Raw genomic sequence first — 21,916 nt, 5'->3', positions numbered from 1 at the left:
CGCATGAGCTGTTGTTTCTTTGCTGACCAAGTTGATAGCGACAATGTACCCATGTGGCATGAAGAGGTCAACCATTGTTTACGATAATGAGTATATTTTTCGTGTATAAATGCTTTCTTTTGATTATTTAGGATGTGCATCCTAATACTCTTCGTTATCAGTGAGCTTGGCTAGCAATATCTGTCATTTCGAAGGACTTTGAGTTTTAACTGTAGGGTTGATTAGGATGTTCGTACTAATTTTAACTATATAGATGAAATGTGTGTTGTGGTTACTTATGCAGTTTAGGTGGGTTTTTATTCTGCGTGGGCCTTGTTATCTGCTAAGCAACGTAAAGTTCTTCCAATTGATTTGAGTAGATAAGCGCATTTCGCGAAGGGATAAGGCACGGGGTGAACGCTTGGATTTAAAGCTCCATGCGTGGCCACAGCATGCAGCTGTCATTATCGCCTTTGAAGGCCGCAATAGTATTTTGCTTTGAACTGAAAGTGCCGTAGCCGCTTCCAATTCATCGCGTAGTGTTGTTGAGTGAATGCATTCACCCGAGTTAGCAAACCATCCATTTTTGTTCAGATGGAGCTGGGTATTGTCTTGATTTACCATATCAATGGAATCAAGCTCAATGTGAGAACCTTCCATATTTAAAATTAAAACAGGTACAACAAGACCATACCTAGCGTTTTTCGTATACCAGGCTTCTCGCTTCTCTACATCGTCTAAATGATTAATGCCGGGGCACTTTGCAGATTGCTTGGCATACCAACTTCCATTATGTGTATCTGTTTTTAGTGGGGATGGATTGTTTGAGCTGCCGTTATTTACCATATATCGAGCAATAGCTTTCACGTGATAGGGAAGTCCGCCCATTCGACGCTTTAGCAGCGATAGATTTTTTATCTCGCTATGAGCTAGAGAGACGATTTCTCTTTCATACAGAGCAGTACATATTTCATTGAATTGAGGGTGGCTTCCGCCGAGTTCACCAGCTTCACTGAAAAAGCCAACTTGGGCGCTGGGTAAAGAGTGGGAAAGTTTGTCGCCTGAAGCCATCGGGATTATCAAATACCTGTCTAAAGTTATTTAACCCTAGCAAGATTAAGCGCTTGTTGCTACACGGTTTCATTAAACAATGCGAAAAAATAGACACAAAAAAAGCCGCTATAGAAAGCGGCTTTTCATCATAATCTCAGGCGTCAATTATTGGCCTTTGATTTCGCTACGGCCTTTGTAAGTTGCAGCGTCACCTAGTGCTTCTTCAATGCGAAGTAATTGGTTGTACTTAGCAACACGGTCAGAACGGCATAGTGAACCCGTCTTGATTTGGCCCGCCGCTGTACCTACTGCTAGGTCGGCAATAGTGGCGTCTTCAGTTTCACCAGAACGGTGAGAGATAACTGCCGTAAAGCCCGCATCTTTTGCCATTTTAATAGCGTTAAGGGTTTCAGTTAGTGAACCGATTTGGTTGAACTTGATAAGGATTGAGTTACCAATACCGTTATCAATACCGCGCTTAAGAATTTTAGTGTTAGTTACAAACAAGTCGTCACCAACTAGCTGCACTTTGTCACCAATCTTCTTAGTTAGACTTGCCCAGCCGTCCCAGTCGCTCTCGTCTAGGCCGTCTTCAATAGATACAATTGGGTATTGTGAGGAAAGGTCAGCAAGGTAGTCGCCAAACGCTTCTGAATCGAAGCTCTTATCTTCGCCAGATAGTACGTATTTGCCATCTTTATAGAATTCAGACGCCGCGCAGTCTAGTGCAAGGGTAATATCTTCATTCATTTTGTAGCCAGCGTTTTCAACGGCTTCTACGATTACTGCAAGCGCTTCAGCGTTTGAGCTAAGGTTAGGGGCAAAACCACCTTCATCACCAACCGCTGTGTTAAGGCCTTTAGCAGACAGTACTTTCTTAAGAGCGTGGAAGATTTCTGCACCCATACGTAGTGCTTCTTTGAAGCTCTTCGCGCCAACTGGCTGTACCATGAACTCTTGAATGTCTACGTTGTTGTCAGCGTGCTCACCACCGTTGATGATGTTCATCATAGGTACTGGCATAGAGTATTGGCCAGATGTACCGTTTAGGTCTGCAATGTGCTCGTAAAGCGCTACGCCTTTTTCCGCCGCAGCCGCTTTAGCTACAGCAAGAGAAACTGCAAGAATTGCGTTCGCACCAAGGGTTTCTTTGTTTTCTGTGCCATCAAGGTCAATCATGATGCCGTCGATATCAGCTTGCGCTAGTGCGTCTTTACCGATAAGCGCTGGCGCGATGGTATCGTTAACTGCTGCAACTGCCTTTGTTACACCTTTACCTAGGTAACGAGACTTGTCGCCGTCGCGTAGCTCTAGTGCTTCGCGGCTACCAGTAGATGCACCAGATGGTGCTGCAGCACGGCCCATTACGCCTGATTCTAAGTATACATCTGCTTCTACGGTAGGGTTTCCGCGTGAATCTAAGATTTCGCGTCCGATAATGCGACTAATTTTCGCCATGTTTTTTCCTCAACAATTGAATGGGGCGCAACGGGAGAGAGCACCCCTTTTATTAGAAATTAGTGATTTTCTTTCTGGTATTTTCCTGCCGCAGCAACGAAACCAGTGAATAATGGGTGTCCATCCCGAGGAGTTGATGTGAACTCAGGGTGGAATTGGCCCGCAATGAACCAAGGATGATCAGGGATTTCCACCACTTCTACAAGTCGCTTGTCAGTGGACAAACCACTTACTTTCAATCCTGCAGCTTCAATTTGGTCACGCAGGTTGTTGTTTACTTCGTAACGGTGACGGTGACGCTCATAAATTTCGGCATTACCATACATCTCATGAACTTTTGTACCTTCAATAAGGTGACATAGCTGACTACCTAGACGCATGGTACCGCCAAGATCTGAGTTTTCTGTACGAGTTTCAGTTGTTCCTGCAGCATCTAACCACTCAGTGATAAGGCCGACTACAGGGTAAGGGGTTTCAGAGTCAAACTCTGTGCTATTCGCGTTTTCCATACCCGCAACATTACGAGCGAATTCGATAAGTGCTACCTGCATACCTAAGCAAATGCCAAGATAAGGGACTTTGTTTTCACGAGCATAACGCGCAGCAGCAATTTTGCCTTCTATACCGCGCTCACCAAAGCCGCCAGGCACCAAGATAGCATCTAGTTTTTCTAGAATTTGGGTACCTTTGCTTTCCACGTCTTGTGAGTCAATGTGGTGGATGTTCACAGTTAGACGGTTTTTAAGGCCAGCATGCTTAAGCGCTTCATTAACAGACTTATAAGCGTCAGGTAATTCAACATACTTGCCTACCATGCCAATGTTAACTTCAGCAGTAGGGTTTGATTCTGCGTAAAGTACTTGTTCCCACTCAGATAAGTCGGCTTCTTCACACTCAAGACCGAAGCGGTCTACAACTAGCTGATCCATGCCTTGTGCTTTAAGTGCAGCAGGGATGCGGTAAATGCTGTCTACGTCTTTCAAAGAAATAACGGCTTTGTCAGCAACGTTTGTGAATAGAGCGATTTTCGAGCGCTCACTAGCCGGCAATGCACCTACTGAACGACAAACGAGAATGTCTGGTTGAATACCAATTGAGCGAAGCTCTTTTACCGAGTGCTGCGTAGGCTTAGTTTTTACTTCACCTGATGCTGGCATATAAGGTACAAGCGTTAAGTGCATGAACATAGCGCGTTCACGGCCTACTTCGGTACCTAGCTGACGAATTGCTTCCAAGAAAGGTTGTGACTCGATGTCACCTACGGTTCCGCCTACTTCAACAATAGCTACATCGTGACCTTCAGCACCTTCAATTACGCGGCGCTTAATTTCATTGGTGATATGAGGAATAACCTGAATGGTTGCGCCAAGGTAATCACCGCGACGCTCGCGCTTTAACACTTCTTCGTATACACGGCCGGTAGTGAAGTTGTTGCGCTTAGTCATGCGGGTGCGAATAAAACGCTCATAGTGACCAAGATCAAGGTCGGTCTCAGCGCCGTCATCGGTAACAAATACTTCACCATGCTGGATAGGGCTCATAGTGCCTGGGTCGACATTGATGTAAGGGTCGAGTTTTAACATGGTTACGGTGAGACCGCGAGCTTCCAGAATTGCGGCCAACGATGCTGCAGCAATACCTTTACCTAGCGATGAAACTACACCACCGGTGACGAAAATATAATTTGTCATGCGAAACCTAGAACGTTTGGGTTGTATGGTAAATATAGGCTGAGTTTAGAACAAAACCAGCTACACTTTGGACGGGGCGATAGTATACGCAAATTCATGTGGGCAGACAATCAATTTGCCCACATGATGCGCAATTTATACGCGCTTAAGCTTGCTTTAAGATTGGCTCAGGCGCTTAAGTGTGTAGATAAGGTCTAGCGCTTGGCGCGGTGATAGCTCATCGGGTGACAAGTTTTCAAGGGCTTCTACTACCGGGTGCGGCTTATCAGGGAACAGCATTTCAGCTTGGCCTTTGGTATTTGATGTGGCTTTACCTGATGCGCTTGTTTTATTTCCACCTTTTACCGAGCTCTTCGCTACAAAAGACTCATCGCTGGCGTTCTCTGATCCATCTTCCGTGCTGGTCATAAGGTGTGATGATTCCAACACCGCAAGCTTCTGTTGCGCCGCTTTTATTACCGCCTTCGGTACGCCTGCAAGTTGGGCAACTTGTAAACCAAAGCTTTTGCTCGCCGCGCCTTCTGATACGGTGTGCATGAAGCGTATGGTATCTTCAAACTCCATCGCGTCTAAGTGCACATTCACTACGCCACTTTGCGTTTCCGGAAGCTCAGTTAGTTCAAAGTAATGCGTGGCAAAAAGCGTATAAGCATTTAACTGTTTTGCCAAATAACTCGCGCATGCCCACGCCAGTGATAATCCGTCATAGGTACTGGTACCTCGGCCTATTTCATCCATTAATACCAGAGAGTTTTCTGTAGCATTGTTTAGAATGTTCGCCGTTTCTGTCATCTCAACCATAAAGGTAGAGCGACCTGAGGCTAAATCATCTGATGCACCAATACGGGTAAAGATGCGATCAAGTTTTCCAATGTGTGCATTTTCTGCAGGCACAAAACTGCCGATACAGGCTAGTAACGCAATCAGCGCTGTTTGGCGCATGTAAGTTGATTTACCGCCCATGTTCGGGCCAGTAATAATTAGCATGCGGCGCTCGGTATCTAGCTGTAGCGGGTTGGCAATGAAGGGGTCTTTCATTACATTCTCAACCACAGGGTGGCGGCCGGCATCATAAGTAAGCGCACATTCTTGACTCAAGTGAGGTCGATACCAATCAAGGGAGACTGCGCGTTCGGCAAAACAGCACAGAACGTCGAGCTTGGCTAGCGCCGCGGCAGTTTCAATTAAGTTGTTTAAGTGTGGCGCAAAGTTGTCGAATAAGGCTTCGTAAAGCTGCTTTTCAAGAGCTAGTGCAGCACCCTGACTGCTTAGCACTTTATCTTCGTGCTCTTTAAGTTCTGGCGTTATATAACGTTCAGTGTTTTTAAGGGTTTGCCTTCGAATATATTCAGCAGGCGCTAATGCACTGTTGGCCCGGCTAATTTCAATAAAGAAGCCATGAACTTTGTTATAGCCCACTTTTAGCGTAGAAATGCCGGTGCGCTCGCGCTCACGCTGTTCCATAGCGTCTAAGTAGTCGGTAGCACCTTGTGATAGCTTGCGCAATTCATCAAGTTCGGCGTTGTAGCCCTCGGCAATCACGCCACCATCCCGTATTACCACTGGCGGGTTATCAATAATGGCATCGTTTAACAGGGCTTGAAGCTCAGGGTAAGTGCCAATGGTTTCGCTAATACTTCTGATTTGGCCTGTGTCGAATCGAGCTAGGACATCTTGTAAGTCAGGCAGCGCATTAAACGCATTTTTTAGGCGAGCAAAGTCCCGTGGCCGCGCTGAACGAAGGGCTAAGCGCGCCATAATACGTTCTATATCACCAATGTGCTTTAACGCGGTGCGAATATCTTCAGGGTCATCATTAATAAACGTTTCAACAGCATCTAAGCGGCTGTGCAGTTCATGCTGGTCGGTTAAAGGCGAGTGAATAACACGCTGTAGCATACGACTGCCCATGGCCGTAGTGGTGGTATCCATCACGCTGAACAGCGTATTTTCCTGTCCGCCCGACAAATTATGGGTAAGTTCTAGGTTTCTGCGGGTGGCAGCATCAAGCTGCACGCGGCTGTCTTGCTGTTCGGTCTGAATGCGGCGAATGTGAGGCAGAGCAGTGCGCTGGGTATCCTTTACATATTGTAAAACGCAGCCCGCTGCGCCTAAGCCTTTAGTGACGCCTTTTATTCCAAAGCCATCTAATGTTTTGGTTTCAAACTGCGCGTTTAGTTGCTCTGTGGCGGTATCAATGTCGAATTCCCATTCAGGACGGCGTCTAAGTCCTTTGCGGTTTTCAACTAATGCTAGGCTTTCAAATCCTTCAGGATAGAGCAGTTCAGCTGGATTAATGCGCTGAATTTCAGCAAGTAGGCTTTCATCGCTGTCACATTCAAACACAACAAAACGACCGCTCGTAACATCTAGGGTTGCCAGGCCATAGTGCATACTGTGACCACAAACGGCGGCCAAGATATTATCGCGACGTTCTTCTAACAGCGCTTCGTCGGTGACTGTACCGGGCGTAACAATACGTTGTACCGCGCGCTCAACAGGGCCTTTACTAGTGGCTGGGTCGCCTACCTGTTCGCAAATGGCTACTGACTCGCCCATTTTCACTAAGCGTGACAGGTAGCTTTCCACCGCGTGATAAGGCACACCTGCCATCGGAATGGGTTCACCACCAGATTTTCCTCTGGCTGTTAATGAAATATCCAGTAATTCAGCAGCTTTTTTGGCATCGTCGTAAAACAACTCATAAAAGTCGCCCATGCGATAAAACAGTAAAATATTCGGATGCTGCGCCTTAATAGTCAGGTATTGGCGCATCATAGGAGTATGTGATTCCAAAAAATGCCTCTGCGAATTTGTTGCTGGGTTTAATGCCTGTTGAGGGGAATAAATGATAAACTCACGCCCACTAAGATCAAGCGAAGATCTGATAAAGCACAACAGGTGTAATTAGGTATATCCAAATGAGCACAACATTTTCAACTGATTCGACAGCAAACGCCACCCCTTTAACGCTTGATAGCGCATTATCTGCGCAAGTTCAGGTGTTAGGCGACGCACTAAGGGAAAAAGGTTGGACTGTATCAAGCGCTGAATCCTGCACAGGCGGAGGAATCGCTTTTGCTTTTACCAGTGTGGCTGGCAGCTCTGATTGGTTTAACCAATCCTGGGTGACGTACTCAAACGACGCAAAGCAAAGCATACTGGGCGTAACAGAGCAGACGCTAAAAGAGTCCGGCGCGGTGTCGAAGCAAACGGTAATTGAAATGGCAGACGGCGTGCGCCGTAATAGCGGAGCGCAACTTGTTGTAACGGTGAGTGGCATTGCCGGTCCTGGCGGTGGTAGCGAAGAAAAACCAGTGGGCACGGTATGGTTCGGCTTTTTATGTGGAGAACACGAAGCGCAAATTAAACAGGTGTTTAGCGGCAATCGCGACGAAGTACGTCAACACGCTATTAGCTTTGCGATTACTCACTTAGTTAAAATGTTGAGTGAAAATTAAAAACACTGGTTGAAACTGTATGCTTGTACAGTATAGAATGTGATCATTATTTGGTAATTTCATACAAGATATGGAAAACACCAATACAGAATTTAACCGCAAATCCTAGAGGATACATACGTGGACGATAACAAATCAAAAGCTTTAACCGCCGCAGTTGGCCAAATTGAAAAGCAATTTGGTAAAGGCGCAATCATGCGCTTAGGCGATAACCAAGCCATGGATATTGAAGCGATTTCTACTGGCTCTCTTACCATTGATATCGCTCTAGGTATAGGCGGTTTGCCATGTGGACGTGTTGTTGAAATCTACGGGCCAGAATCATCAGGTAAAACCACGCTAACACTTCAAGTTATTGCTGAAGCGCAGCGCAAGGGTAAAACCTGTGCTTTCGTTGATGCTGAACACGCACTAGACCCGGTATATGCTGAAAAACTAGGCGTAAACATCGACGAACTATTGGTATCTCAGCCTGATACTGGTGAGCAAGCGCTAGAAATTTGCGACATGCTTGTACGTTCAGGTGCGGTAGATGTTGTTATTGTTGACTCGGTAGCGGCGCTTACACCTAAAGCTGAAATTGAAGGTGACATGGGTGATTCTCACGTTGGTCTTCAGGCGCGCCTAATGTCGCAAGCGTTGCGTAAGCTAACTGCAAACATCAAGCGTTCAAATACACTGTGTATCTTCATTAACCAAATTCGTATGAAGATTGGTGTTATGTTTGGTAACCCAGAAACTACAACCGGTGGTAACGCGCTTAAGTTCTACTCTTCTGTTCGTCTAGACATTCGCCGTATTGGTGCAGTGAAAGAAGGCGACGAGGTAGTTGGTAACGAAACTCGCGTTAAGGTAGTGAAGAACAAAGTTGCACCTCCGTTTAAGCAAGCTGAATTTATGATCCGCTACGGCGAAGGTATCAGCAAAGAAGCTGAGCTTATCGACCTTGGTGTTAAGCAAAAGCTAGTTGATAAAGCGGGTGCTTGGTATAGCTACAAGGGCGACCGCATTGGTCAAGGTAAAGCGAACGTAATGAAGTTCTTGAAAGAGAACCCTGAGATCGCAAACGAGATTGAAACCAAGATCCGCCAAGAACTTTTGCTTTCTAAAACAATGAAAGCAGAGGAAGCGGTACCTCAGCAAGAAGACGATGTGCTTCCTGAGTAAAATTAGCGCTTAACCGCATATTAAGAACCCACCGCTTGGTGGGTTTTTTTATGGCTTCATCAAAGGGTATATTAAGAAATATTTACTAACACTTAATGCAAGGCTGAAACTTGTACAACAAATAAAAACAAGGAATGCTGTAATAAATATTTGTAAGTACAGACTACTAGGATGCAATGGCCATTACTGCCAAAGCTGGTTAGTACGCTAAAACAATTTTAAACAAATAGAACGGCATAATTTGCGGCTACAGCAAAGCAAGCCTACAACAATAATGAACGGTGCTACTGTTCACACGTGAGAAGAGGGAAGGGAAATGATTGAAATATCAGGCCTTGCTAAGCGTTTTGAGGTGGAGAACCCGAAAAAGCTTAGCGAACAGGAAAAAAAGGACCCGCGATTAAAAGGGCGCTATTTCCAGTCGGTAAGGGATGTGTCGTTTACTTGCGAAAAAGGACAGGTACTTGGGCTGTTAGGGCCAAATGGAGCTGGCAAAACAACCACACTTCGCATGCTTTCAACAGCACTAAAGCCTGATAGCGGAAAAGTTATCATTGGTGGTGAGGATGTGCTTTCTAACCCTAATATTGCCCGTAAAAAAATTGGCTTTTTATCTAGCTCAACGGGCCTTTATGGTCGTTTGAGTGGCCGAGAGAATATTAGCTACTTCGGTGAGTTGCACGGTATTCCAAAAAATGTGATTAACGCGCGTATTGAAGAGTTAGCTGATTTACTCGATATGCAAACCTTCCTTGATAGACGAGCCGAGAATTTCTCATCAGGGATGAAGCAAAAAGTTTCTATTGCCCGTGCTGTTATACACGAGCCTGAGCTAGTGGTACTTGATGAACCCACAACCGGCCTTGATATTATGGCAACCAGTACTGTGATGGAATTCATTCAACGCCTTAAAGATAAAGGTACCCCGGTTATTTTCTCTACTCACCACCTTGATGAGGTGCAAACCCTTTGCGACAAGGTGACCGTGATTAACCAAGGTGAAACGGTATTTAACGATTCGCTAGCTGCCTTTAGCGCTTTGTCTGGTAATGCCGGGGCTGGCGGGCAAATGCATAAGAGCTTCCTAAAAACACTATCAATGGATTCTGAGGAGATGGGTAATGTGGTTAATCTTTAAAAAGGAATTCAGAGAACTATTACGGGACAAGAAAACCATCATATTCATGATTGGTTTACCGCTTTTATTATTCCCAGCTATTTTCGGTGTCGCGTTCTTTTTCATGAGTTCAGCGGCGGATAAAGCGGAAAATAAAGTACTGAAATACGCGATAGTGGGTGAAGCTTACGCGCCAGCAATTGTACAGTCTTTTAACGACGCATCAGATAAATTCGAACCGGTTCTGATTGGCGATGATACTGACTACGCCAAACTCATCAAAAACGAAACGGTGGATTTTGTTTTGGTTATTCCTGAAACCTTTGATAGCGACGTTTTGCGTTCAGGTCAGCATAACATTGAGCTTTATCTCAACGATGCTGGTCTAAATAAGGTGATGGGGCGCGTATCCGATATCATTGATGAATATACCGATTCATTCCAACAAACCGCTTTTGCGCAGCTTAATCTAGATGAAACTCAGCAAGAGGCCTTGCTAAAGCCAATCAAGATAGAAAAGCAAAATGTCGCCGACGATCGCGAAGTGTGGGGTGAACGCTTAGGCGGTATGCTGCCATATTTCATCTTCATCTTATGCCTTCAAGGCGCTATGGCCCCAGCGGCTGACTTAGGTGCCGGTGAGAAAGAGCGTGGTACATTAGAAACGCTACTTATATCGCCCATGGACCGTCATAAGCTGGTACTGGGTAAGTTCTTTACTATCGCTACTGCGGGTATAATTACTGCGCTTATTACCGTTTCTTCCATGGCAATATGGGGACTGGTGTTATCGCAAGGCATGGCCGTTGAGTTTGTGGTTAAGATCATGTCGATGATTGGTCTTGTGGACTTCCTGCTGATCTTCCTGATGTTAGTGCCGGTAGTAGCAGTGTTCGCCGCTATCCTACTATCACTTTCAATTTATGCTCGCTCGTTTAAAGAGGCGCAAAGCTACATGGGGTCGTTAATTATGGTGGTTATTTTCCCTGTAATTATAGCCATGATGCCGGGTGTAGAGCTTAAAGGCGGCTGGGTTTGGGTACCGCTGACAAACGTTGCCCTAGCGATGAAAGAGCTGTTCAAAGGTACCATGGACTACTTTGCGCTCTTTGGCATATTTACGTCTACCGCAGTGATTGCAACCGGATTAATTTTCTTCTGTATCCATTGGTTTAATAAAGAAAAGGTTCTGTTTAGATAACAAAACTACTTATCTAGCATTCTTGTAACAAGCCCGCTAAACGCGGGCTTATTCTTTATTGAAGCAAGGCTTTTTTATGTGGTGGACAAAATTGATACTCGAAGTGAAGGTTCAATACACTTTAGTTTTGTGTTTACTACACTTCAAAGTCGATACGCTTGATAATTCCCTCCCAACCAGGAGGGATTTTTCCTTGAAGGACATAAGAATAGGCCAGCAACTCGGCAATTACATAATACAGCGATTCAGGGATATCTTGCCCCACATCAAGGGTAGCAAGGACTTCGCTTAAGTAAGGGTCTTCATGAATTAATATCCCGGTTTCTTCAGCCATGGCTATAATGGCTTCCGCCAAATCTCCGTAGCCTTTTGCTACCACTTTAGGTGCGTTTTTCTTATCGCCGCCGTCATATTTTAGTCCGATGGCGCGTTTTGTCTTTTGCGAATCAGTCATAAACGCTTTACCTAAACCCTAGTTTCAAAGATTTGATGAGGACGCGAATTTAATGTGTCCGGAATGTGGCCTCGCTGGTAGCTGGTGTTTTCAACAACCAGGCCGAGCGAAGTAAGACGTTTTTGCAAATAGGGTAGGGTATCGCCAATGCGCCTAAGTACTTCATCGTTGGATGCATATAAGTCTAACGTAATGGTGTTTTTATCAATTTTTGATTTTGCCAAAACTTGTCCGCTGTCACCAATGTCCAGCTTCATCGTGATATTCCAAAGAGAACGTTGGCCTGCTTGTGCGTGCTTATTGTCTTGGCCACCCAGCTCTCGTTTTATCAAGAGTTCTGGTGGACTTTGATGTTGTGAAAGTGATGGCAATATATAATAGAAACTATCTTGCCCTTGAATACGGCTATCTACATTAGCAATTTTGTTTTGCTGGTGGCTACTTAGCAGCGTTTTAAGTTGAGAAAGCAGCTGTTGTCTGCCGTCTAACTGGTTCATGTCTTGGCTAACGCGACTTGGTTGAGTCGTTACCCCCATATTCGCTAACGTTTTTGAAACGATAGAGTCAGGCGCATCTATTTGCGTTTTTAAGCCAGGCTGACGCTGCATGGCACGCCCCGCTAGTGCTAATTGAACTAAGGCGATCAGCCCTTGAACGAAGCTGGAAGCGTTTACGGGTGAGGATAAGTTTATTGGTGTGGTAACCAGCGCCTGTGAGGATATAAGCTGCTGCAAGCGTTGCGACAATCCTTGCTCGTTCATATCGGGCGTTAGTTTTTTCGCGCCGTTTTTTACATCGCCGACAGCGCCTACGTTCTCGCCAGCTACGCTCTCGTTTGATTTTGAACCCGCTATAGTGACGTGACTATCTGAAACCACTGGTGGTATCTCTGCGCCTTTACCTTGTGTAGCCGCAAGTTGAGCAGCGATGTTGCTCAGTAAGCTATTTGATAAGCCTTTTGCCTGTGAGCTTAACGCTTGTGCGATAGAGGCAAGTGATACAAGAGATGATTTACTCCCACCGTCTTTTCCTTGCATGCCATTATTCTCTGCTGAAGCGGTTTCTTTCCCTTCCGTCAATATAGCTTTTGCTGTTGCTAGCAGTTGTTCGCTGGAAGGCTTAGGCGGTCCGATAAACTCTCCATTAGATATTTTGACTTGCGAAGGCTTCGCGTTGAGTGCATCAAGGCCTTTTAGGTGCTGCAAAATTTTATCGAAATGCTGGGCTCCATGTGCTTGAGGAGCGCCGCTGCCTGGCGGTGACTTTCCATTCTCAACAATAGCAACGAGTTGGCTTAATGCTTGGCTGGTACTGCCTGTTTGGCTCAATAATACCCGAGAAAGTGTACTAATTGCGTTGTGTACATCCGTTCCTTTAAGCGATGTGGAAGCCGCTGCTTTTAGGTTTGTAATGGATGAAGAGGCTTCGAGCGAGCTATTTCCCGTGACGGCATCGAGCCCTTTCGCCGTCACTTTTGGTAATTGTGTAAGGTCAAGTTTATTTACCTGCTCCAGATTCAAAGTTGGAGCCGAAAGGGAAGGGGCCTTGCTCTGCGGCAAACTTATTTGTAATAACGCGCTTTGTTGCGCAGTGCGAATTGAGAGTTTGCTACCCGTTAAGGTTAACGCTGAGAGCACTTTTAACGCGCTGGTGTCTGCACCTGAACTTTGTATCAGCGCGTTAAGTTGTGGCGGGTTACTCAAGTTATGCTCAACAGCAACGCCGCCTTGCTTAAGAGCGCTGGAAATTAGCTGTTGCTGTAAGTTGGTACTTACATTTTTATGGGTTATAGCGGCGAAATTATTGTGGTTGGCTCTTGGGGCAGCGCTTCCATTGGAAAAACCTTGAGAGATTTGCAGCGCGATTCCACCGTTGCTAGCTCGGCTTAGTCCTATAACAACCTGCTGGCCGACCAGCTTTTGAAGCGCTGCTTTCGCCGTGCTATCCAGCTTTTCAGTGTTTATGTCTGTAAGGGGAACACCCTCGTTTTTAGCCGTGGTGAGAATGAGTTGCCCAAAGTTTTCGCTCTTTGTAGAAATAGACAGCTGACCCTTAAGCGTAACGGCGGCGTTATTTGCAGCAAGCGCTTGTGCCACGGCTTTCAGTAATTCAGCTTTATCAGGCGCAGACAATGACGCGCCTTGTTGAGACAAACTTGTAGAAAGGAGTATTGCAGACTGAGCGCTTAACTGACTCTGCGGAGCATTTTGAACACTTTTCGTTTCTGGGTTTGAGACCTGGTCTGAAGTTTGAGGCAGAAGAGCAATTTGCGCATTATGAATAGCGTGTTTGGAGAATTTAGCGCTAACTTCTGCGGGTAATACAACGTGCAATACTTGGGCGACCGACGGCGCTAAATTTGACGATGCATTACTCGATGTCATCGTTATCGATAGCACTCGTTCAGGCAAGCGCTCAACTATCACTTTCGCCGCATTGTCTAAAACGGTAGCCTGCGAAAGCGCAGCGTTGGCAATCACAGGCGTTGCTCCTCGACTCGATCCTTGAGTAGTGGCATCTGTAGACGATAAAGCGGCCGAGACAGGCGACGTCGGGCCAGTTGTTTGATTTAGAGCGGCTGCCAATAGAAATGATAGAGGTGTTGTCATAATTGAGATATCGGCAATGTCGCGCTTTTCCTTACTTATTTGAGTATAGCAAAGCTCTGATTGGCAGTTTCGTTATTGACCAGTTGATAAGATGAAGCAAAAGAATTCATCCTTTAGGCGGAGGGATAACACTTACTCACGACGGATGGCTCTCAGGAAAAATACCTTTGTCATTGAAGTAAATCATATTTAATTGGAATTCGCGACTGCGAAAAAGCGTTCATGTGGTAGACTAGCGCCATTTTTTAGAACCTCTTTTTAAGGTTGGAGTAGCCAGGTAGTGTTAGAGGCGCGCGAATTAACCTGCAGCAAGCGAGACAGAACCCTTTTTGAAGGGCTTTCACTGGTTGTCGAACCCGGTGAGTTGCTGTATTTACGCGGCCCTAACGGTGCAGGGAAAACCAGCTTGCTGCGCATTTTAACAGGACTGAGTTCACCTGATTCAGGTGCAGTATTGTACAACGGCATGGACATTTCAGAGGACAAGACAGGTTACTACCAAGACCTTTTTTATCTTGGCCATAAAAGCGGAACTAACGGCAGCCTCTCTGCCCTAGACAATCTATCGTTCTGGCTAGCTCAGCATAATGTATCGGTGCCTGTTAACACGCTTTTTGATGTATTAGAGAAAGTGGGATTAGTTGGACTTGAAGATGTGCCCGTAAGGTATTTATCGGCCGGTCAACAACGTCGCGTCGCGCTATCGAGACTGTGGCTAAAGCCAGCAAAGGTGTGGATACTGGACGAACCGTTTACAGCGCTTGATGTGAAAGGGGTTCACATGCTTGAAAAAAGTATGAAAGAGCACGTTGGTCGCGGCGGTCTCATCATTACTACTTCGCATCAACACCTATCAGAAACTGCAGGGGAACACCGTGTATTCGATTTGGAGTACCGCTTTTAATGTCATTGTACCAAGGAATTTTTAAGCGCGACATGCAGGTTGCGTTCAAGCAAAAAGCAGAATTAGTGCAACCTCTGATGTTTTTGCTGATGGTGGTGACCTTATTTCCCTTAGGCGTTAGTCCGTCTCCCGACACCCTTCAACGCATTGGACCAGGGGTAATATGGATTGCGGCAATTTTGTCATCGCTCATGGCGATGGAAAGGCTTTTTCGCGATGACTTTCAAGACGGGGCGCTAGAGCAGTACATGTTATCTGGTATGCCATTACCAGCGGTGAGTGCGGTAAAAGTGGCTGCACATTGGCTGGTTAGCTTTGTACCATTATTGCTGTTGTCTCCGCTACTAGCCATGTTTTTGAATTTAACGGTCGATATGTATATCGCTCTTGTCTTAACCTTGATATTGGGGACGCCGTTACTTTCCTTAATTGGTGCCATTGCAGTAGGGCTTACCGTTGGATTGCAAAAAGGTGGAGTACTGTTGGCACTGCTACTAATCCCTGTCTTTATTCCGTTACTGATATTTGCCACGTCGGCTGTGGATTCTGCCGCACTGCAATTACCTTATCATGCGCAACTTGCTATTATTGCCGCCATGCTTTTATTGGCTGCGGCATTGGCACCGTTTGCCATCGCATATTCTTTAAAAGTGAGTCAAAACTAATGTGGAAGTGGTTACATCCCTACGCAAAAACAGAGCGAGCCTATCAGCTTTGTTTAACTTTACAGCCTTGGTTTTGGGTTGGCGCTCTAGCGTGTTTAAGCGTAGGCACCGTGTGGGGGCTGGCCTTTGCGCCTCAAGATTATCAGCAGGGCGATTCATTTAGAATCATCTATATCCACGTACCTAGCGCCATTTTGTCTATGGGCACCTATGTGGCCATGGCGATTGCGGCCTTGGTGGGTATGGTTTGGCAGTGGCGCACCGCTTATATGAGCATGATTGCTATGGCGCCTATCGGCGCAGTAATGACGTTTATTGCTCTGTTCACCGGCGCCGCTTGGGGTAAACCAATGTGGGGCGCTTGGTGGGTATGGGACGCACGCCTAACATCAGAACTTATTCTGCTTTTCTTGTACATGGGCGTGATTGCGCTTTACGGTGCTTTTGAAGATAAACAGCAGGCGGGTAAAGCCGCAGGCGTAATGGCGCTTGTAGGCGTAGTAAATATCCCCATTATTCACTACTCGGTAGAGTGGTGGAATACGTTGCATCAAGGGGCGACTATCAGTAAATTCGACAACCCTTCAATTGCCCCTGAAATGCTGTGGCCGTTGTTAATTAACCTGCTGGGCTTCGCTTTTTTTATTGGAGCTGTTACCACTGTACGATTACGTAATGAGATTGTGCTTAGAGAAATGCACCGACCTTGGGTACAAGCGCTAGCAATGAATAAAGCATTAAATCAACAACCTGGTGATGCGGCTACTGCTAGTTTAAAAGAGGGCAGTTAAGATGCAGTTTGAATCCTTTGCCGATTTTTTAAATATGGGAGGCTATGCATTTTATGTATGGCTTTCGTTTGGCGTTACGTTCTTAGCAATGGGCATTATCGCTATTCAGAGTTTTAGTAAACATCGCGACCTGTTAAAGCAGGTAGTGGTGGAAAAAGAACGCAAAGCGCGTATTAAAAAAGCGCGACAGCAACAGCAAGACAACACCTAAGTGTTAATGTGAAAAGTGAACTTAGCATTCAATTGCGTTTTTATCGTTTATTAGTTTTTTCGAAGTGAGAGTTGCATGAACCCGAGACGAAAGCAGCGACTAGCCGTAGTGGGAATTATCGGTTTTTTAATAGTAAGTGCAATTGGACTGATGCTTTACGCCCTAAACGACAGTATTGACCTTTTCTATACGCCGAGCGAGATCATTGAAGGTAAAAACGGACAGAAACCGCAGGTTGGCCAGCGTCTTCGTATAGGCGGTATGGTGGTACCTGGTAGTGTGAAAAGGGATCAAGAAAGCTTAGCGGTGAGCTTTGACCTTATCGATACTGGCCCAACGGTGACTGTGACTTACACCGGCATCCTTCCTGATTTATTCCGCGAAGGCCAAGGCATTGTAGCAACGGGTGTACTCACTGGCGCGAGCAACATTAAAGCGCAGGAAGTGCTGGCGAAGCACGATGAAGAATACATGCCGCCTGAGCTAGCTGAAAAAATGAAGGGCATTAAGCACGTTAAACCTGAAAACATGCCTTCATACGAGTCGTCTACCGGCAGCGGAGGCAAGTAAATAATGGTGCCAGAAATTGGAAATATTGCGCTCACTCTTGCGCTAGTGCTCTCTATATTATTGGCAGTCTATCCGCTTTGGGGGGCTCACCGTCAGCACGAAGCGTTAATGGCAACGGCCAAACCGCTGGCGATAGGCTTATTTACCTTCACGCTTATTGCCTATGTATGCTTAACCTATGCCTTTGTAACCGACGACTTTAGTGTGGCCTATGTTGCCCAGCACTCAAATAGTCGACTTCCGATTTACTATAAGATTACTGCTGTATGGGGCGGCCACGAAGGCTCATTTCTGCTGTGGGTGCTGATGCTTTCCATATGGACAGTAGCAGTGGCGATATTCAGCAAGGGTATTCCTCTTGCTATGGTCGCACGGGTGCTGTCGGTATTGGGAATGGTGGGCATCGGTTTTTACTTATTCATGCTGCTTACCTCAAACCCGTTTAACAGCATGCTGCCATTTTTCCCGGTCGATGGGCGAGATCTTAATCCGCTGCTGCAAGATTTTGGCATGATCATTCACCCGCCTATGCTGTACATGGGTTATGTTGGCTTTTCTGTCGCGTTTGCTTTTGCAATTTCAGCATTAATTTCAGGCCAGCTAGACTCAACCTGGGCACGCTGGTCAAGGCCTTGGGTCATTTCTGCCTGGGCGTTTCTTACCGTGGGCATTGCGCTGGGTAGCTGGTGGGCGTATTACGAACTTGGCTGGGGTGGCTGGTGGTTCTGGGATCCAGTAGAAAACGCCTCTTTCATGCCTTGGTTGGTCGGTACTGCGCTAATGCACTCGCTAGCCGTAACCGAAAAGCGAAAAGCGTTTAAGTCGTGGACCGTACTGCTGGCTATTGCCGCATTTAGTTTGAGTTTACTTGGCACCTTCTTAGTACGTTCTGGAGTGATTGTTTCGGTACACTCGTTTGCAAGCGATCCTACCCGAGGCTTATTTATACTGGGAATATTGATTGTACTTAGTGGCTTTGGCTTGCTGCTTTACGCTATGCGTGCTGCTTCACTTAAAAGCCCTGGCCGCTATCAAGCGTTTTCCCGTGAAGTGTTGTTAATGGGTAACAATGTATTTTTGTGCGCAGCAACACTGGTTGTATTGTTGGGTACACTACTGCCTCTTGTACATAAAGAGTTAGGTCTAGGCAGTATTTCGGTAGGCGCTCCGTTCTTCAATCAAATGTTCACGTTATTGATTGTGCCATTCGTACTAATGCTCGGTCTTGGCCCGCTTACGCGCTGGAAACAGCAAAAAGCCAGTGAATTACAAAAACAGCTATTAATCGCTGGCGGTATTGCGCTAAGTGCCGGTGTACTAGTTAACTTTGCCTATGACGAGCCAACCTATATGGGTGTATTAGGTATGGTATTAGTGTTTTGGATCCTAGTGACTACGGTGCAAGAGGTGATGCAGCGCTTATCGGCTATGCCATCAGGTAACAGTGATAATGCATCGGTGCTAGTTAAACTTCGCAAGCTTACGCCAAGTCACTGGGGAATGGTGCTGGGCCATGTGGGTTTTGCTATCTGCATTATCGGTATTACCCTTGTTTCAAACTACGAAATGGAGCGGGACGTGCGCATGGACATCGGCGATACCGTTTCTCTTGGCGGTTATGACTTTAGCTTTAGAGATGTCGTCAAAGTTCAAGGTCCGAACTTTGAGGCGGACAAAGGCGTATTCGACGTTTATCAAGACGGTGAATTGATCGCGCATCTAGAGCCAGAAAAGCGTTTGTATATCGTACAGCGTATGCCGATGACTGAAGCCGCTATTCACTCAAATCCTATAAGAGATTTATTTATCGCTATGGGCGAGCCTTTAGACAATGGCGCATGGGCCATCCGTATTTATATTAAGCCATTTGTGATCTGGCTATGGGCGGGCGCAGTGGTTATGGCTATAGGCGGTATCTTCTCTATTAGCGACAAACGTTACCGTATGGCTAAAGTAAAAAAGATAAAACGTGTATTTGGTGGGAAAGGTGAAAGCGACGCTGAGCAATCTCATGGTCAAGTATCCACTCCATCAAATGCTTCAGTGAAAGGAGGCGCATAATGAAAAAGGCACCACTCGTTGCTATTCCGTTAGTGTTGTTTTCTTTGCTGGTCATTTTTCTGTTTAAAGGGCTTTTTTCTGACCCCAGAGAGTTAGATTCTCAGGTTCAGGATAAGACGTTACCTACATTCTCACTGCCAGACCTGATGAAGCCAGAGGTGACCTATACACCTGAAGATTTAAAGGGCAAGGTCACCATATTAAATGTATGGGGTGTATGGTGCGTGACCTGCGCTGTTGAGATGCCGTACCTAACTCAGCTAAAGAACGAACAAAACGTTCACTTTGTGGGTTTGTATTTTGATCAGGACTTAGACCCAGACTTTGGCACAAAAACACTGAGCCGTGTTCAGCAAGAAGTTACCGACATGCTCAGCCGTTACGGTAACCCTTACGCGTATAATATTTTTGATGTCTATCGCGATACGTCGCTCGACCTTGGAGTCACAGGAGCGCCAGAACACTTTGTTATCGACGCTGAAGGCATTATTCGTATGCACCACATAGGCGATATTAACGAGCGGGTGTGGAACTCCAAAGTTGGCCCGTTATATACCAAGCTGGTGGCAGAAGCGTCTGGCAAAACAGGTAATGACAAAAAGGTAGATGTAGATGCAGTGATGGCCTCAGAGCCTACATTGTCGAACACGCTTAATGAAAAGAATAATCAAAGTACCGCAATTGCACAGGGAGGGGAATAATGATGTTATCAAAAACTTCCTCCCACAGTCTCGCGAGTTTGAAAGCCATTGCCCTAAACGTTTTAGCACTGCTGTTTGTGCTTAGCGCTTATTCGGTAATTGCGGCAGAAGATAAGTTCTCTTTCGATACGCCTGCTCAGCGTGAGAGCTTTTTAAAGCTTACCGCCGAATTACGTTGCCCTATGTGTCAAAACCAGAATATTGCTGATAGCGACGCCATGATTGCCCATGACATGCGCCGAAAAGTGTACGCGTTACTAAAGCAAGGCAAAACAGAGCAAGAAGTGATTGATTTTATGAAGTCACGCTATGGCGATTTTGTGCATTATCAACCGCCAGTTACGGCTGCGACCTTGTGGCTTTGGGCCGGTCCAGTCTTGTTTATTTTCATTGCCTTAATTGTGGTGGTTCGCCGCAAATCGGTAACACCACCAGAAGATATGGCTGCTAAGTTAGCTAAAGCAGATGAAATGTTGGAGCGAGAGAAAGAATGAGTTGGTCTGAGTTTTATATTATTGTTTCAGGCTTAATTACGCTTGTTCTACTAATTGTCGCTTTCCCATGGCTGCGTAATAAAAATCACGCAAAACAAGACAGTTTAAGCAATACGCAAATTGTTAAGCAGCGCCTTGCCGAACTTGATCGTGAAGTGCAAGAAGGTCTCATCAGCGAGCACGATAAGCGCCAAGCCGTTGATGAACTAAAACTAGCGCTGGTAGATGAAAGCGCATTTCAATCTCATAAAACGGGTAATGCAAAACTTCCGCTCGCGATTGGCGCCGTGCTTGCGATAGCCTGCGGAGTAATTGTATATGCGCAGGTAAACCAAATGGGTCGTGTTACCCAGGTAAGCCAAGCCATTGAAGCGTTGCCAGAATTGAGTCAACAGCTTGCCAGCGGTAATGCGAACAACCTGACCCAACAAGACATTGCTAGCCTTGCTCTTGCTATACGCCAGCGTTTGAGAGAAGAGCCCGAAGATGACACGGGATGGATGTATTTTGGCAGATTGATGCTGAGTATTGGTCAAGAAGTGCAGGCCATTGAAGCTATTGATAAAGCGGTAAGTTTGGCGCCGTCTAACTCTGCTAATCGCATTACGCTCGCGCAAGCCTTGATGACCACAGGGGATGTAAACAACTTAGAACGAGCACAATCTATCTTATTGGGCTTGCTTAACGACAATCCAGAGAATGATAATCTTGCGCTGATGATGGCGGTGGTCTCTGCTCAACTTGGCGACCTTGAAAATACCCAGCGTTTTTATAAGCAAGTTGAAGGTAAGTTGCCAGCTGATAGCGATATGGCGCAACGTTTAGTGGCGCGTATAAAAGAGCTACAAGGGAATACCAGTGAAATGGCAGCGCTACAAAATACAGGTGCTGAAATTACTGATACACCAACAGCGCAAAATGCCAGTAGCGAAGCGAAAAATGCTAGTAGCGAAGCTCAAAGTGATAGCAGCGAAGCGCAAACCGGCTTTAATATTACGGTGAATTTATCTGACGACGCTTACATAAAAGCGCCTAAAGATGGTTTCTTGATAGTGTTCGCTCAAGATGCGAACTCTGACAACAAAATGCCTGCTGCTGTGGTTAAACTGCCGATAGATGACTTCCCCGTTTCCGTTACTCTAACCACAGAGAACGCAATGATGCCACAATTCACGTTGGCCACGCTTTCTGATGTGATGGTTACCGCAAGACTATCCAAAGATGGTAATGTGGCAGTTTCAAAAGACGAATGGCAAGGTAGTGTGAGTGCAAGCGTTACTGCCAACGAAATATCTTCATTAAGCGTTATTATTGATAAGGAATTATAAG

Annotated in this window: 19 protein-coding genes; 13 read left to right on the top strand and 6 right to left on the bottom strand. The window is 45.9% G+C overall.

The features are described from left to right. Positions 1-315: 315 nt before the first annotated feature. The 4 genes from MHN00_RS01525 to mutS all read right to left on the bottom strand — a co-directional run bounded on the left by MHN00_RS01525 (position 316) and on the right by mutS (position 6,959). Entirely contained in the window at positions 316-1,050 is a 735-nt protein-coding gene (locus tag MHN00_RS01525) for a hypothetical protein (RefSeq protein ID WP_239299983.1), read from the bottom strand. A gap of 147 nt (positions 1,051-1,197) precedes the next feature. After that, the gene (gene eno / locus MHN00_RS01520) at positions 1,198-2,490 is read right to left on the bottom strand and encodes a phosphopyruvate hydratase (protein ID WP_239299981.1); all 1,293 of its coding nucleotides are present in this window, start codon (positions 2,488-2,490) and stop codon (positions 1,198-1,200) included. Between the two features lie 59 nt (positions 2,491-2,549). Next, positions 2,550-4,181, bottom strand: coding sequence for a CTP synthase (locus MHN00_RS01515; RefSeq protein WP_239299979.1), 1,632 nt, complete (start codon positions 4,179-4,181; stop codon positions 2,550-2,552). 156 nt (positions 4,182-4,337) lie between these two features. After that, positions 4,338-6,959: a DNA mismatch repair protein MutS gene (mutS, locus tag MHN00_RS01510; protein ID WP_239300379.1), complete on the bottom strand. Its 2,622-nt coding sequence runs from the start codon at positions 6,957-6,959 to the stop codon at positions 4,338-4,340. Between the two features lie 143 nt (positions 6,960-7,102). On the opposite strand from mutS, the gene MHN00_RS01505 reads away from it, so the two are divergent. The 4 genes from MHN00_RS01505 (at position 7,103) to MHN00_RS01490 (ending at position 11,127) form a co-directional block, all read left to right on the top strand. After that, positions 7,103-7,642, top strand: a complete 540-nt coding sequence (locus MHN00_RS01505; RefSeq protein WP_239299977.1) for a CinA family protein — start codon at positions 7,103-7,105, stop codon at positions 7,640-7,642. 120 nt (positions 7,643-7,762) lie between these two features. Beyond that, a complete protein-coding gene (gene recA, locus MHN00_RS01500; RefSeq protein WP_014948506.1) occupies positions 7,763-8,809 on the top strand; it encodes a recombinase RecA in 1,047 nt (348 codons plus the stop codon). A 316-nt stretch (positions 8,810-9,125) separates the two neighbouring features. After that, complete coding sequence (locus MHN00_RS01495) at positions 9,126-9,947, top strand: ATP-binding cassette domain-containing protein (protein WP_061484952.1); 822 nt, start codon at positions 9,126-9,128, stop codon at positions 9,945-9,947. Then, positions 9,931-11,127 (top strand): ABC transporter permease, encoded by a 1,197-nt coding sequence (locus tag MHN00_RS01490; RefSeq protein WP_239299975.1) that lies wholly within the window; start codon positions 9,931-9,933, stop codon positions 11,125-11,127. The genes MHN00_RS01495 and MHN00_RS01490 overlap by 17 nt, the downstream gene beginning before the upstream one ends. Positions 11,128-11,263: 136 nt before the next feature. Here MHN00_RS01490 and MHN00_RS01485 read toward each other — a convergent pair whose 3' ends face one another. Continuing rightward, positions 11,264-11,581 (bottom strand): EscU/YscU/HrcU family type III secretion system export apparatus switch protein, encoded by a 318-nt coding sequence (locus MHN00_RS01485; RefSeq protein ID WP_014948509.1) that lies wholly within the window; start codon positions 11,579-11,581, stop codon positions 11,264-11,266. Positions 11,582-11,592: 11 nt separating this feature from the next. Continuing rightward, positions 11,593-14,190: a flagellar hook-length control protein FliK gene (locus MHN00_RS01480; RefSeq protein ID WP_239299973.1), complete on the bottom strand. Its 2,598-nt coding sequence runs from the start codon at positions 14,188-14,190 to the stop codon at positions 11,593-11,595. Positions 14,191-14,470: 280 nt separating this feature from the next. Here MHN00_RS01480 and ccmA point away from each other — a divergent pair, with 280 nt between their 5' ends. From ccmA to ccmI, 9 genes are all read left to right on the top strand, one after another. Beyond that, positions 14,471-15,094, top strand: coding sequence for a cytochrome c biogenesis heme-transporting ATPase CcmA (gene ccmA, locus MHN00_RS01475; protein ID WP_069943848.1), 624 nt, complete (start codon positions 14,471-14,473; stop codon positions 15,092-15,094). After that, entirely contained in the window at positions 15,094-15,759 is a 666-nt protein-coding gene (gene ccmB / locus MHN00_RS01470; RefSeq protein ID WP_069943849.1) for a heme exporter protein CcmB, read from the top strand. Before ccmA ends, ccmB begins: the two co-directional genes overlap by 1 nt. Next, a complete protein-coding gene (locus tag MHN00_RS01465) occupies positions 15,759-16,550 on the top strand; it encodes a heme ABC transporter permease (RefSeq protein WP_014948513.1) in 792 nt (263 codons plus the stop codon). The genes ccmB and MHN00_RS01465 overlap by 1 nt, the downstream gene beginning before the upstream one ends. Position 16,551: 1 nt before the next feature. Next, entirely contained in the window at positions 16,552-16,761 is a 210-nt protein-coding gene (gene ccmD, locus MHN00_RS01460; protein WP_014975830.1) for a heme exporter protein CcmD, read from the top strand. A gap of 75 nt (positions 16,762-16,836) precedes the next feature. Further along, entirely contained in the window at positions 16,837-17,331 is a 495-nt protein-coding gene (ccmE, locus tag MHN00_RS01455) for a cytochrome c maturation protein CcmE (RefSeq protein ID WP_061094378.1), read from the top strand. A 3-nt stretch (positions 17,332-17,334) separates the two neighbouring features. After that, entirely contained in the window at positions 17,335-19,392 is a 2,058-nt protein-coding gene (locus tag MHN00_RS01450; protein WP_239299971.1) for a heme lyase CcmF/NrfE family subunit, read from the top strand. After that, entirely contained in the window at positions 19,392-20,093 is a 702-nt protein-coding gene (locus tag MHN00_RS01445) for a redoxin family protein (protein WP_239299969.1), read from the top strand. The genes MHN00_RS01450 and MHN00_RS01445 overlap by 1 nt, the downstream gene beginning before the upstream one ends. Before the next feature lie 2 nt (positions 20,094-20,095). Further along, positions 20,096-20,587, top strand: coding sequence for a cytochrome c-type biogenesis protein (locus MHN00_RS01440; protein ID WP_239300377.1), 492 nt, complete (start codon positions 20,096-20,098; stop codon positions 20,585-20,587). Then, on the top strand, positions 20,584-21,915 hold the full coding sequence (gene ccmI, locus MHN00_RS01435; RefSeq protein ID WP_239299967.1) for a c-type cytochrome biogenesis protein CcmI: 1,332 nt from the start codon (positions 20,584-20,586) through the stop codon (positions 21,913-21,915). The genes MHN00_RS01440 and ccmI overlap by 4 nt, the downstream gene beginning before the upstream one ends. Position 21,916: the final 1 nt, after the last annotated feature.

This window comes from Alteromonas sp. Cnat2-8 (assembly GCF_022348355.1).
Classification (GTDB): Bacteria; Pseudomonadota; Gammaproteobacteria; order Enterobacterales; family Alteromonadaceae; genus Alteromonas; species Alteromonas macleodii.
Note: the sequence above shows the minus strand (reverse complement) of the source record. Positions and strands in the feature narration are given on the sequence as shown.